Source organism: Massilia sp. H6 (genome assembly GCF_024802625.1).
GTDB lineage: Bacteria > Pseudomonadota > Gammaproteobacteria > Burkholderiales > Burkholderiaceae_D > Telluria.
Genome location: NZ_CP103371.1, coordinates 1,626,436 through 1,639,520, shown reverse-complemented (window position 1 = coordinate 1,639,520; position 13,085 = coordinate 1,626,436). Strand labels below are relative to the sequence as shown.

The window sequence follows — 13,085 nt, the reverse complement described above, 5'->3', positions numbered from 1 at the left end:
ATTTTCCTTACCCCGCGTCGCTACGTAACTTGAAACGCTGCAGTTTACCGGTTTCGGTGCGCGGCAGCTGTTCGCGAAAGCGCACCACGCGCGGATACTTGTAGGGCGCAATCTGCGCCTTGACGAATTCTTGCAGCGCCCGCGCCGTTTCGCCCGACGCATCGACGCCCGGCTTGAGCACCACGTGGGCCTCGACCACCTGCCCCCGCTCGGCGTCCTGCCGCCCCACCACCGCACACTCGGCCACCGCCGGATGGTGCAGCAGCGCTTCTTCGACCTCGGCGCCGGCGATGTTGTAGCCGGCCGAAATGATCATGTCGTCCAGCCGCGAGCGGTAATAGAAGTAGCCGTCGGCGTCCATCTCGTAGGCGTCGCCGGTCAGGTTCCAGCCCTGGTGCACGTAGTCGCACTGGCGCGGATCGTCCAGATAACGGCAGCCGGTCGGCCCCTTTACCGCCAGGCGCCCGACGATGCCCGGCCCGACCGGCTGGCCGTCGTGGTCGAGGATGCAGGCCACATAGCCCGGCACCGGCTTGCCGGTCGCGCCCGGGCGCACCGCGTCGCCGGCGGCAGAGATGAAAATGTGCAGCATCTCGGTGGCGCCGATTCCGTCGATCAGCGCCAGGCCGGTCGCCGCCTGCCAGGCCGCGCGCGTGGCCAGCGGCAGCGCCTCGCCGGCCGACACGCTGCGGCTCAGGCTCGACAGGTCGACCCCTGGCGCCAGCTGGGCCATCTGGCGGTAGAAGGTCGGCGCCGTGAAGCACACGGTGGCGCGGTACTGTTCGATCGCCGCCAGCAGGGCTTCCGGGCTCAGTTTTTCGAGCAGCACCGCGCTGGCGCCCACGCGCAGCGGAAACAGCAGCAGCCCGCCCAGGCCAAAGGTAAAGGCCAGCGGCGGCGTGCCAATAAAGACATCGTCGCCGGTCGCGGCCAGCGTGTGGCGCGCAAAGCAGTCGCAGATCGCCAGCAGGTCGCGGTGAAAGTGCATCGTCCCCTTCGGCACGCCGGTGGTGCCCGAAGTAAAACTGATCAGGCAGACATCATCGGCCGCGGTATCGGGCGCATCAAAGACGGCTGCCTGGCCGGCCATGCGCACCTCGAGCGAATCGGCCGCATCCGGATCGTCGAACAGCAGCAGCGGCAGCGCCGCGCCGGCCATCGCATCGACCTCGGCGCGCAGCGAGGCTGCGCACAGCACCGCGTCGACCTGGGCGCGGTCGGCGATCGTGGCCAGTTCGCGCGCGCGCAGCAGCGGCATGGTCGGCACCGCGATGCAGCCGGCCTTGATCACTGCCAGGATGCAGGCCGCCATCATCGGGCAATTGCCCCCGCGCACCAGCACGCGATTGCCGGTGACCAGGCCAAGCTCGCCGCGCAGCACGTGGGCGATGCGGTCGACCCGCTCGCGCAACTGGGCATAGCTAAGGCGCTCGCGCGCGCCCACCAGCGCGGTGCGCCGGTCCCAGCCGCTGAGCGTGGCGGCCCGGAACAGTTCGGCCACGCAGTTCAGGCGTGCCGGATACTGCAGGCCGGGCAGGTCGAACAGGAACTGCGGCCAATGCTCCGGGGGCGGCAGCTTGGCGCGGGCGAAGTCGTCGGCATAGCCGGACGGTGCCAGGGATGTCGTAAATGCGGTGACGTCGGTCATCGTGGGTTCCTGTGGAAATTCAGGCAACAGTCCGCAAGTACTTTAAATCTAAAGCAATAGCCGGGCAAGCGGAATCGTCATGACGCCCCCACCCGCTCTTGCTGGCGCCGCGCGGCTGCGAGCGCATGCCCAAGTGCGGCCTGGACCGCGTCCGGCCGGTGCTGCCCGGCCGCCGCGCGCAACTCTTGCGCGCTACTGGCCAGGCCCAGCGTGGCACAGCCTTCGGCCAGGCGCAGCAGCGGCGCGCCAGACTCCATGCGGGCCGCTTCGCCAAGCTGGCGCTGCAGGCCGGCCAGGTAGACCAGCAGCCGCTCGGGCGCAATGGCGAGCCGCCGCGCTACCGCTTCCGGTGCTTCGTCGCGGGCGCCGCCGGCGCCAAGCACCTGCTCGAACTGCGCGCGTACCTGCTCCAGCGCGAACGGCTTGACGATATAGCCGTCGGCCCCCAGGCGCCCGGCCTGGTCCAGGGTCGCGGCGTCGGACGCAGCCGACACCAGCACGAAAGGCAAGGCTGCCAGCGCGGCATCGGCGCGCACGCGCGCCAGCAGCTCCATGCCGGACAGCCTAGGCATGCGCAGGTCGCAAAACACGATGGCCGGCCGCAGTCCGCCCGCCAGCCGGCGCCAGGCATCCTCGCCGTCTTCGGCTTCCACCAGATCGACTTGCCCGCAGCGGTCGACCAGATGCATGAGCATCATGCGCGAGACCACGTCGTCGTCCACCACCAGCACCTTGGCTACCTGCGCGTTTACATTGTCCACTTCACCACCGTCGACGCCCTCAAGGCCATGATATTTTCCAGCGCAGTCATGCCACCGGCTCCTCGAATGCGGCCAGCAGCGTGCGCAGGCGCGGCATGCCATTCAAGACAGGTTCGCGCGCGCCTGCATCGGCCGCCGCTTCGAGTTCGCCGCACAGCGCTTCGAGCGCGGTGTCACCGAGGTGGGCGGCACTGCCGCGCAGGCCATGCAGCACCCGGCCCGCCGCCACCATGTCGCCGGCTTCCAGCGCCGCATCGAGCTCGATCCGGCGCCGCGGCAGGTCGCTAGCGAAGGCCGCGCGCAGGCGCGCCTTGAGGTCGTCGGCGCGCCGCACTTGGTTGAATGACGCAGCCGCCGCAGCATCGGCCGCATCCTGGTGCGCCGGCGCCACGCCGAACATCGCGTCGAGCGCCGCCATCGCTTCTGGCTGCGCGGTCGCCGGCATCGGAGCCAGCAGCACGCCGCGCTGGAGCTGGCGTTCGATGGCGCGCGAGACCTGCAGGTGCAGCGCATCCTCGTCGATCGGCTTGGTAAGGAAGCCATCCATGCCGCAGGCCAGGTAGCGCGCGCGGTCCTCGTCGCTGGCATTGGCGGTCAGCGCCACGATCATCAGGTGCTGGTCCAGCACGCGCGCGTCGGCCGTGCCGCCGGCACGAATCAGGCGGGTCGCGCTGGCGCCGTCCATTTCGGGCATGCGGCCATCCATCAGGATCAGGTCGTAGCGCGTGTGCGCGCATGCCGCCAGCGCATCGGCGCCGTTCTCGGCGATGTCGACCTGGTGCCCCATCTCTTCGATCATCACGCGCGCAATGATCTGGTTGGTCGGGTAATCCTCGGCGCACAGGATGCGCAGGCGGTGCGTGTGCGGCGCCAGCGGCGCATGGTCGACATGCAGCGGCTCGGCGCCATCGGCCAGCGGCAGCAGCACGCTGAAGGTGCTGCCCTTGCCCTCGGTGCTGTTGACGCCGATGCTGCCACCCATCAGCGTCACCAGCTGGCGGCAGATCGCCAGGCCGAGACCCGTGCCGCCGTAGCGGCGCGTGGTGGTGGTATCGGCCTGCTCGAACTTCTGGAACAGGCGCGGCAGCGCGTCGGCCGGAATGCCGATGCCGGTATCGCGCACCGTGAAGCGCACCGTGTTCCAGCCTTCGCCGCGCACCTGGTCTTCGGCGCGCAGCTCCACCGCCAGCGAGATGCTGCCCGACCTGGTGAACTTGAACGCATTCCCGACCAGGTTGACCAGCACCTGGCGCACCCGGGTCGGGTCGCCCAGCACGAAGCGCGGCAGGCCGGCGCCGAGCGTGACGTCGAAGCCGACGCTTTTTTCCGCAGCCTGCTCCTCGAACAGGCTGGCCACGCCGCGGACCGCGCCGTGCAGGTCGAAATCGATGTTCTCGATGCTCAGCTTGCCGGCCTCGATCTTGGAAAAATCGAGCAGGTCGTTAATGATCGCCAGCAGCGCCTGGGCATTGGCCTCGCCGCGTACGATCTGGTCGCGCGTGTTCTCGCGCAGGCCGGCGTCGCGCAGCGCGAAGCCGAGCATGCCGATCACGCCGGCCAGCGGCGTGCGCATTTCGTGGCTCATATTGGCCAGGAATTCGGATTTCTGGCGCGTCGCATCCTCGGCGCGCTGCTTGGCCTGGCGCAGGAATTCCTCGTTCTCCTGCAGCGCGCGGTAGGCGCGCGCCAGCTCGTTGGATTGCTCGCGCACCCGCACTTGCTGCTCGCGCAGCTCGCGGGTCTGGCTTTCCAGAACGCGGTTCTGCTGCTCGACCTGTTCGGTGCGCGCGCTGACCTGGCGCGCCAGCTGCTCTTTCTGGCGCCGCAGCCCGGACAGGCGCATGCGTACCCCGGCATAGACCAACATGACCAGCAATAGCGCCGCCATGGCGCGGAACCAGGGCGTGCCCCACGGCGGCGGTGCGATCGTGATCGCCAGCGCCGCTACCTGCTCGCTCCAGACCCCGTCCTTGTTGGCGGCCCGCACCCGGAACACGTAGGTGCCCGGATCGAGATTGGTATAGGTGGCGAAGCGCTTGCCCGCATCGGCCTGGACCCAGTCGCGGTCGAACCCGTCGAGCCGGTAGGCGAAGCGGTTGCGCTGCGGTGCGGCAAAGTGCAGCGCCGAGAATTCGAGCGAGAACACCGACGCGTTGGCCGGCAGCGTCACCGCCTCGGCATGTTCTATCGGGCCGGTGAGCAGACCGGGCAGCACCTGCTCGATCGGCCGATTGAAGATCTGCAGGCCGGTGATGACCGGGCGCGGCGGCACCAGGTTGTCGCGAATGGCGCGCGGGTCGAACGCCGTGATGCCGTTGAAGCCCCCGAAGTAGAGCGTGCCATCGGCGCCGCGCAGCGCCGCACCGTCGAAGAAGGCGCCTTCGGTGATACCGTCGGCCGCCGTATAGCTGCGCCAGCGCTTGTTGACTGGGTCAAAGGACGAGATCCCACCGGTAGTGCTGATCCAGAGCCGGCCAGCGGCGTCTTCCAGGATGCCCGCCACCGCGTCATCCACCAGCCCGTCGCGCGTGGTGTAGCGGATAAAGCTGACCGAGCCGTCGGCGGCCGTCACCATGCGGTTCAGGCCGATCGCGGTGCCGACCCAGACGTCGCCGCGGCTGTCCTCGAACAGGTAGTGGATTTCGTCGTGGCTCAGGCTGGCCGCGTCATAGGGATTGTGGCGGAAGTGGCGGAAACGTCCACTGGCCGGCTCCATCAGGTCGAGACCGTCGAAGGTGCCGACCCAGGTGCGGCCGCGGCGGTCGTGCAGGATCGGGCGCACGGTGTCGTCGGCCAGGCTGGTCGATTTGGTGGGGTCGTGCCGGTAGCTGTCGACCTTGCGGGTGTCGGGGTCGAGCCGGTGCAGGCCGCCGCGGGTGCTGATCCAGACCAGGCCATCCGGCCCCGCCACCACCCCGCGCACCTGGTTGGCATCGGCGCCGCCGGGCAGGGTCAGGCGCGAAAAGCGTTTCGAGCGCGGATCGAAGGCCGTGATGCCGGTGCGGCTGCCGATCCATAGGCGGCCGGCACGGTCGCGCGCCAGCGCGGTGGCCGGCACGTCGATCGGGCTGTCCGGGTTGTCCGGGTCATGCCGGTACACCACCGTCTTGCCGGTGGCCGGGTCGAGGTGGTTCAGTGCGCTACCGGTGCCGACCCACAGTTTATCGCCATCGGCCAGCAGCGCCTGCGCCTTGTTGTCGGCCAGCGCATCTGGCACGTCGTCGCGGCGCACGATGCGGGCAAAGCCGCCGCTGCCCAGGTCGACGCGCGACACGCCGGCATACCAGGTGCCGACCCAGAAGGTGCCGAGGCGGTCGCGGTACAGCGCCGAGACCTGGTTGTCGCCCAGGCTATGGCGATCGGTGACGGTATAGCGCTGGCTGTCGAAGCGATCCTCGCCGGCGCGCCAGCGCAGCAGGCCATTGTCGTGGGTGCCGATCCAGATCTCGTTGCTGGCGTCGTGGTACAGCGCCGTGATCCACCAGCGGCCGACGCCGTCGGCCGGACCAAAACGGCGCACCGTGCCGGCATCGGCGCCGCTGAGCTGGCGCCGCTCCAGGCCACCCAGGCGGCCCACCCACAGGCGCTGCGCGTCATCGACCGCGAGCGCGCGCACCGGGTTGGCGCGCGCGTCCAGCCCGGACGGATGGTGTTCGATGCGAGAACGGTCCGGGGCCATGCTGTCCAGGCCCGCGCCGGTGCCGATCCACAGGCGCCCGGCGGCGTCCAGCGCCAGCGCATTGACGCTGTCGTTGCTCAGGCTGCGCTCGTTGCCCTTTTCGTGGTGCCAGGTAGTGAAGCGGCGCTGTACGGTGTCGAAATGCTGCAGGCCGTCGCTGGTGGCGAGCCATAGCCCGTCGCGGCCGTCGCTCACGATCGCCTTGATATGGCGGTTGCCGCTGCCGCGGCGCGCGGTTTCGGCGGGCACGAACAGCGTGAAGGACTGGGTGACAGGGTCGTACAGGTTCAGGCCGCCGTCGGTGCCCAGCCACAGGCGGCCATGGCGGTCGAGGTGCAGCACGCGCACCCAGTTGTTCGACAGCGTACGCGCCTTGCCGGGGGTGCTGCGGTAATTGATGACGCGGTAGCCGTCAAAGCGCGACAGCCCATTCTGGGTGCCGAACCACATGAAGCCGTCGCGGTCCTGGACTACCGCCAGTACCGATTCCTGGGCCAGGCCCTCGGCCACCGACAGGTGCTCGAAGCGCAGCGTGGCGCGCGGCGCGGCGGCCAGCGCCTGCGCGCCCAGCGCCAGCAGCAGTAGCAGTAACAGCAGCAACGCCGAAACGGCGCGCCACATGCGTCGGATCGGCGGGTTCATTCGGGAAAAAAGGCCAGGACGTCGGCGCGCCGGGCCAGGGTGTCGTGTTCGCCCAGCCGGATCAGCTCGCGCGTATAACTGCCTTCGAACAGCAGGTAGGACGCCAGCGCGGCGCCGCGCGACTCGAGCGCGCCGATCCCGCCCAGCAGGGCGCGCACAGGCGCCGGCAGGTCGTGTACATGGCGCAAGGCGATGTCGTCGAGCCGTTCGGAAGGCGCGATCACCAGCAGCTCCACATGGCGCAGCGGCAGCGCGGCGCGGGCGTCGAGCGGCACCCGCGCAAGCGTCTGGTTGACCCGCTGCAGGCGCTCGATGTCGGCCGCCAGGCTGTCGAGAAAGATCGAGGACAGCGCGTGGCCGGCGACCTGCGCCAGGCTGGGATAGCCGGAGTTCGGCGCCGGCTCCAGTGTGCTACCCGAGGCCGGCTCGGACATGCGCCCGCCCCCCACCACCAGCACGCGCGTCGCACCCAGGTGAATTGCCGGCGAAATCGGCGCGAGCTGGCGCATCGAGCCATCGCCGCAGTATTCGCGGCGCCCGCCCAGGTAAAGCGGCACCGCAGGAAAGATGAACGGAATCGCGCTCGACGCCAGCAGGTGCTCGACGCTGATCTGGGTCGACAGGGCCAGCCGCTGGTGGCGGCTCCAGGGCGCGATCTCGTGCGCGGCCTGGTAAAAGGTGATGTGGTGGCCGCTGCTGTACGACGAAGCGGTAATCGCCAGCGCGTGCAGCACACCATCGGCCAGCGCGGCGTCCAGGCGCGGCAGGTCGAGCGCCCGGTGCAGCAGGCCGGCCAGCGGGGTGTTATCGAGCAGCGACTGGGGCGGCGCGGCATGCCACTTGCGCAGCAGCCAGCCAAACGACAGCAGCGACAGCCAGCGCGCGCCCGAGCGCAGCACCGCCAGCGAATCGGCGCGGTAGACCTGGTGAGCGGCGACGCCCTCCCAGACCGCAAGCAGGCCGCGCACGGCGCTCGCAAAATCGTCGGCGCGGCAGGCCAGCGCGGTCGCATTCAGGGCGCCGGCCGACGTGCCGCAGATGATGTCGAAGGGCGAGCGCAGGGCTGGCCTGCCGGCGTCGGCAAGAATCCGGCCGATCGCATGCATCACCCCGGCCTGGTAGGCGGCGCGTGCTCCACCGCCTGTCAGCACCAGGCCTGTTTTCTCTTTGCTCTCCACGCGCCAAGATTAGCAAAGATCAGAGTGCTCATGGGAAATTAATAAGTAAAAAGATGACCTATAGTTGCGTTTATGCCGACTTTCGGTGCACCGTTTCCGGCCACGGCCTCAGTCCCCTTTCGCCACACCCTCGCGCCGCGGGTCGGCCGCGCCATACCACAGCGGCACGCCATGCACCTCGATGCGCTGGATGCCGTGCAGGCCCGAGGTCTGCGCGCCCAGCCGCACCTTGTGCCCGCGCGCGCCCAGCGCCTCGATCGTGGCGGACGGGAAGCGTCCCGCTTCCAGTTCGGTCGGGCCATTGCGGCTGCCAAAATTGGGCAGGTTGACCGCCTGCTGCACGTTCAGGTCCCAGTCGAGCGTGCCGACCAGTACCTTGGCGACATAGTTGATGATCGCCGGGCCGCCGGGCGAACCGACCGTCAGCACCAGCTTGCCGGTCTGCTTGTCGAACACCACCGTGGGCGACATGGCGCTGCGCGGACGCTTGTTGGCCTCGACCCGGTTGGCCACCGGTCCGTCGGCGTCACGCGAAGCGAACGAGAAGTCGGTGAGCTGGTTGTTCAGGAGAAAACCATCGACCATCTGGCGTGAGCCAAAGGCGTCCTCGATGGTCGTGGTCATGGACAGGCCCATGCCGTACTGGTCCACTACCGCCACGTGCGAGGTGGATGGAGTTTCGATGGCGTTGTCTTTGCCCCATGCCACGTCCATGCCGGGCGGCGTGCCGGCCGGGGCCACGCCCATCGTGCGCCAGCCCACCAGTTTGGCGCGCTGCGCCAGGTAGTCCTTGTCGATCAGGCTCGGCAAGCCGCGGCCCGGCAGCGGCACGAAATCGGTGTCGGCGGCGTAACGGTTGCGGTCGGCATAGGCCAGGCGCCCTACTTCGCTGAACACATGCAGCGCATCCGGACCGGGCACGCCGTTCTTCGGCGCCAGCGCCCGCATGTCCATGGTCTCGAACATGCCCAGCATCTGGGCCACGGCAATGCCGCCGGACGAGGGCGGCGGCATGCCGCACACCGTATAGCGGCGATAATCGCTGCACACGGGCGTGCGCAGCTTGGGCTGGTAGGCGGCAATGTCGGCGGAACTGAGCAGGCCCGGATTGGTCGGGTGGCCCTGCACCTTGGCCGCGATGTCGCGCGCGATCCGGCCCGTGTAGAAGACCTCGGCGCCGCCTTCGGCGATTTCGCGCAGGGTCGTGGCCAGCGCCGGATTCTTCAGCACATGGCCGACCGGCCAGGGGCGACCGCCGTCGCCGTAGAAATAGCGCGCCGCCTCGGCATCCTTGCGCAGGTGGGCGTCGCCAGACAACAGCGCATGCAGGCGCGGACTAACCTCGAAACCTTGTTCCGAGAGCGCGATGGCGGGCGCGAACAGCGCCTTCCAGGGCAGCTTGCCATGCTGGCCGTGCGCCAGCGCAAGCATGCGCAGCACACCCGGCGCCCCGGTCGAGCGGCCGCCCACCACGCCCTCGGTGCGCGACACCGGGCTGCCGTCCGCGCGCTGGAACAAGCGCTCGTCGGCCTTCGACGGTGCAGTCTCGCGCCCGTCGAAGGCTTGGGTCTGCTTGCCATCGTAATGGACCAGGAAGGCACCGCCGCCGATGCCCGACGATTGCGGCTCGACCAGGGTCAGCACCAGTTGCGTGGCAATGGCGGCGTCGATCGCGCTGCCGCCCTGCTTCAGGATCTGGTAACCGGCTTGCACTGCCAGCGGATTGGCCGCGGCCACCATGTAGTTCCGGGCCGGCCAGCCAGGTTTCTCGGCATAGCCTGTGGCGGCTTCGGGCGCGCCCTGGTAGGTATCCTGCCGGGCTTCTTGTGCCAGCAGGGACTGGGGGGCGCTACACGCCAGCGCCAGTGCCAGTGCCAGCAAGGCCTGGCGCATGTTCAAGTTGTTCAATCGGTTCTCCAGAAAGCAAAACGGACGCGCGACTTGCGCCGCGCGCCCGACTTCTAGCTATCCTACAACAACTGGCAAGAATGCTCGGAAACGTCTTATTTTGGCTGCATGCGGATCGCGCCGTCGAGGCGGATCGTCTCGCCGTTGAGCATGACGTTTTCGATGATGGCCTTGGCCAGGTGCGCGTATTCCTTGGGCATGCCCAGGCGCGGTGGGAAAGGCACCATCTTGCCCAGCGATTCGCGTACTTCTTCCGGCATGCCCATCAGCATGGGGGTTTCGAAGATGCCCGGGGCGATGGTCATGACGCGGATGCCGCTGCGCGCCAGATCGCGCGCCATCGGCAGCGTCATGCCGGCCACGGCAGCCTTGGACGATCCATATGCGGCCTGGCCAATCTGGCCGTCGAAGGCTGCGACCGAGGCGGTATTGATGATGACCCCGCGCTCGCCGTACTCGGCGCCCTCGAGCTTGCCCATGGCGTCGGCCGCCAGGCGGCACATGTTGAAGGTACCGACCAGGTTGATATTGACCGCACGCTGGAACGACTCCAGCGGGTGCGGCCCATCCTTGCCGACGGTCTTGACGGCCGGCGCCACGCCGGCGCAGTTGACCAGGCCGCGCAGCAGGCCCAGTTCGGTGGCCGCCGCGACCACGGCCAGGCCGTCGGTCTCCGAGGTCACGTCGCACTTGACGAAGCGGCCGTTCAATTCGGCTGCCAGCGCGGCGCCGGCATCGACCTGCACGTCGGCGATGACGACCTTGGCGCCGGCTTCGGTCAGCATGCGCGCGGTGGCTGCTCCAAGCCCCGACGCGCCACCGGTCACGATGAACACATTGTTCTGAATTTGCATGGTTTTCCTTGTTGATAAGTTCTGGTCACCGTTGGTCTTGATTCACTTACGTTTACGTAAACGTTAAGCAAACCGCAAACAGCGGCATTGTAGCGAACTTTTGGCAGGAAAAACCATGCCCGGGACGTCCTTCGTCGGCGTGCGCTCAAAAGCACTGCATGGTGGCGCCGTTGCGGGTACACAATTGGCCGCTGCTGCTCACTGCGGCATTGCCCGGTCCGCCAGCGTTGTAGCCGGCGCCGCCGGTGTCGGTGCAAAGGCTGCCCACGCAGCCGAGCACCTGGCTCGACGCGGGTCCCACCGGCCGCGGCGCGGCCGGCACTGGCGCGCGCGGGGCTGGCGCGGGCGCCGGCGCGGCGATGCGCGGCGTCGCCTCGATGCGCTGCCAGACCGCGCGGCGCACGATCTGCTTGTCTTGCTTGTCTTGCTTGTCTTGTTTGTCTTGCTTGTCTTGCTTGCCCTGCTTGCCCGCCGGAGGCCGGCCGGCGCGTTCGTCCTGGGCCTGTGCACGGGCGTCCCCCGCTGGCACCGGGGGGATGGCAGGCGCCCGCGCGGGCGGCGCTGGCTGGAGGTCGAGAACCGGACCATAGCTTGGCTGGTCCTGGGCCAGCGCAATCGCCGAACCCAGGGCGAACAGCATGGCAATGGTGAACTTGCTAAGACTCATGGCGCACCTCGGGCGATTGGCTGGATCGTGCATACCATTATCGGCCGTCGGCGCGACTTGCGGCGCACACGCCAGCTTGTTGCGGCACTGGCCAAGCGAAAAACGGCCCCGCAGGGCCGTTTCAGTCGACGCGATCAGTGCTTACTCGGCCAGCGCCGCGAAAGCGGCGTCGCGCACCTGCTCGACCGGACCCACACCGGTAATCTTGCGGTATTTTGGCGCGCCCGGCAGGCCGGACTGGGCCCAATTATTGTAGTAGCCGAGCAGCACCTCGGTCTGGTTATGGTAGACCGCCAGGCGCTTGACGACGGTTTCTTCCTTGTCGTCGTCGCGCTGCACCAGCGCTTCGCCGGTGACGTCGTCGATGCCGTCAACTTTCGGCGGATTGAACTTGGTGTGGTAGACGCGACCCGAACCCGGATGGGTGCGGCGGCCCGACATGCGCTCGACGATCAGGTCGTCGGGCACGTCGATTTCGAGCACGTAGTCGATCATCACGCCGCTGTCCTTCATGGCGTCGGCCTGGGCGATGGTGCGCGGGAAGCCGTCGAACAGGTAGCCGTTGGCGCAGTCGGTCTCTTTCAGACGTTCTTTTACCAGGCCGATGATGATGTCGTCCGACACCAGCTGGCCCGCATCCATGACCTTCTTGGCAGCCAGGCCCAACTCGGTGCCGGCCTTGATCGCCGAGCGCAGCATGTCACCGGTCGAAATCTGGGGGATGTTGAACTTTTCCTTGATGAAATTAGCCTGGGTGCCCTTACCGGCTCCCGGTGCTCCTAGCAGAATGAGACGCATACGTTTCCTAGATTCCTAGAGGATGTTGATAATTATTATGTTCGCGCACGATTGCGCCGATGCCGCTATTGATATATATCTGGCTACCTTGACACGAAAGTTACCACAAAAGTCAGCTGCAAGGCCAATCCAACGGGCGCCCGGAGCCAACATTTGATATGGCGCAGAGCGCGCCAAATTTGTCGCGCCGCCCTGTCAATGTGGGTAATGCTGGCGCACCCGTGCCAGGTCGTCCGGGGTATCGACGCCGCCCGGCGGCGCGGTGTCGGTGACATGCACGGCAATCGGATATCCGTGCCACAGCACGCGCAGCTGCTCGAGCGCCTCGATGGTTTCGAGCGGCGCGCTGGCAAGCTGCGGGTAGGCCTGCAAGAAAGCATTGCTATAGGCGTAAAGGCCGATATGGCGCAGCGGCGCATAGCCGGCCGGCAGTGAATCGAGCGACGCGGCAAAGGCATCGCGGTGCCAGGGAATCGTGGCTCGCGAGAAATACAGCGCGCGCCCCGCCTTGTCGAGCACGACCTTCACCACGTTCGGATTGAGCACGTCGGCCATCTCGCGGATCGGGTGGGCGCAGGTGGCCATCGGCACGCCTTCGCCCACCAGTGCGGCGCAGGCCGCCAGCAGGGCCGGATCGATCAGCGGCTCGTCGCCCTGCAGGTTGACCACGACCTCGTCCGGCCCCAGGCCCAGGGCCAGGGCGACTTCGGCGATGCGGTCGGTGCCGGAAGGATGGTCGGCGCGCGTGATGCAAGCCTCGACGCCATGCGCGGCGCAGGCGGCCAGGATGTCGGGGTGGTCGGTGGCGACGATGATGCGGGTCGCGCCGGATGCGCGCGCGCGCTCGGCCACGCGCACGATCATCGGCTTGCCGCCGAGGTCGGCGAGCGGCTTGTTCGGCAACCGGGTCGAGGCCAGCCGTGCCGGAATAATGACGGTAAAGCCCATGC

General features: G+C 68.1%; 9 protein-coding genes. All 9 read right to left on the bottom strand.

Features of this window, described 5'->3' with window-relative positions:
* Nucleotides 1-7: 7 nt before the first annotated feature.
* Nucleotides 8-1,648: an AMP-binding protein gene (locus tag NRS07_RS07310; RefSeq protein WP_259212171.1), complete on the bottom strand. Its 1,641-nt coding sequence runs from the start codon at nt 1,646-1,648 to the stop codon at nt 8-10.
* Nucleotides 1,649-1,725: 77 nt separating this feature from the next.
* A complete protein-coding gene (locus NRS07_RS07305) occupies nt 1,726-2,409 on the bottom strand; it encodes a response regulator (protein WP_259212170.1) in 684 nt (227 codons plus the stop codon).
* Nucleotides 2,410-2,455: 46 nt separating this feature from the next.
* Nucleotides 2,456-6,709 (bottom strand): hybrid sensor histidine kinase/response regulator, encoded by a 4,254-nt coding sequence (locus NRS07_RS07300; protein ID WP_259212168.1) that lies wholly within the window; start codon nt 6,707-6,709, stop codon nt 2,456-2,458.
* 17 nt (nt 6,710-6,726) lie between these two features.
* On the bottom strand, nt 6,727-7,908 hold the full coding sequence (locus tag NRS07_RS07295; protein WP_259212167.1) for a patatin-like phospholipase family protein: 1,182 nt from the start codon (nt 7,906-7,908) through the stop codon (nt 6,727-6,729).
* Nucleotides 7,909-8,016: 108 nt separating this feature from the next.
* Nucleotides 8,017-9,801: a gamma-glutamyltransferase gene (ggt, locus tag NRS07_RS07290; protein WP_259213089.1), complete on the bottom strand. Its 1,785-nt coding sequence runs from the start codon at nt 9,799-9,801 to the stop codon at nt 8,017-8,019.
* Between the two features lie 110 nt (nt 9,802-9,911).
* Nucleotides 9,912-10,670, bottom strand: coding sequence for a 3-hydroxyacyl-CoA dehydrogenase (locus NRS07_RS07285; RefSeq protein ID WP_259212166.1), 759 nt, complete (start codon nt 10,668-10,670; stop codon nt 9,912-9,914).
* A gap of 145 nt (nt 10,671-10,815) precedes the next feature.
* A complete protein-coding gene (locus tag NRS07_RS07280; RefSeq protein WP_259212164.1) occupies nt 10,816-11,337 on the bottom strand; it encodes a hypothetical protein in 522 nt (173 codons plus the stop codon).
* A gap of 141 nt (nt 11,338-11,478) precedes the next feature.
* Nucleotides 11,479-12,135, bottom strand: a complete 657-nt coding sequence (adk, locus tag NRS07_RS07275; protein ID WP_259212163.1) for an adenylate kinase — start codon at nt 12,133-12,135, stop codon at nt 11,479-11,481.
* Nucleotides 12,136-12,330: 195 nt separating this feature from the next.
* Nucleotides 12,331-13,083, bottom strand: a complete 753-nt coding sequence (kdsB, locus tag NRS07_RS07270) for a 3-deoxy-manno-octulosonate cytidylyltransferase (protein WP_259212162.1) — start codon at nt 13,081-13,083, stop codon at nt 12,331-12,333.
* Between the last annotated feature and the right edge of the window lie 2 nt (nt 13,084-13,085).

Coding starts and splice junctions, on each gene's coding strand:
- NRS07_RS07310 (WP_259212171.1), bottom strand. CDS start 1,648: ATGACCGACGTCACCGCATTTACGACATCCCTGGCACCGTCCGGCTAT.
- NRS07_RS07300 (WP_259212168.1), bottom strand. CDS start 6,709: ATGTGGCGCGCCGTTTCGGCGTTGCTGCTGTTACTGCTACTGCTGCTG.
- ggt (WP_259213089.1), bottom strand. CDS start 9,801: ATGCGCCAGGCCTTGCTGGCACTGGCACTGGCGCTGGCGTGTAGCGCC.
- NRS07_RS07285 (WP_259212166.1), bottom strand. CDS start 10,670: ATGCAAATTCAGAACAATGTGTTCATCGTGACCGGTGGCGCGTCGGGG.
- NRS07_RS07280 (WP_259212164.1), bottom strand. CDS start 11,337: ATGAGTCTTAGCAAGTTCACCATTGCCATGCTGTTCGCCCTGGGTTCG.
- adk (WP_259212163.1), bottom strand. CDS start 12,135: ATGCGTCTCATTCTGCTAGGAGCACCGGGAGCCGGTAAGGGCACCCAG.
- kdsB (WP_259212162.1), bottom strand. CDS start 13,083: ATGGGCTTTACCGTCATTATTCCGGCACGGCTGGCCTCGACCCGGTTG.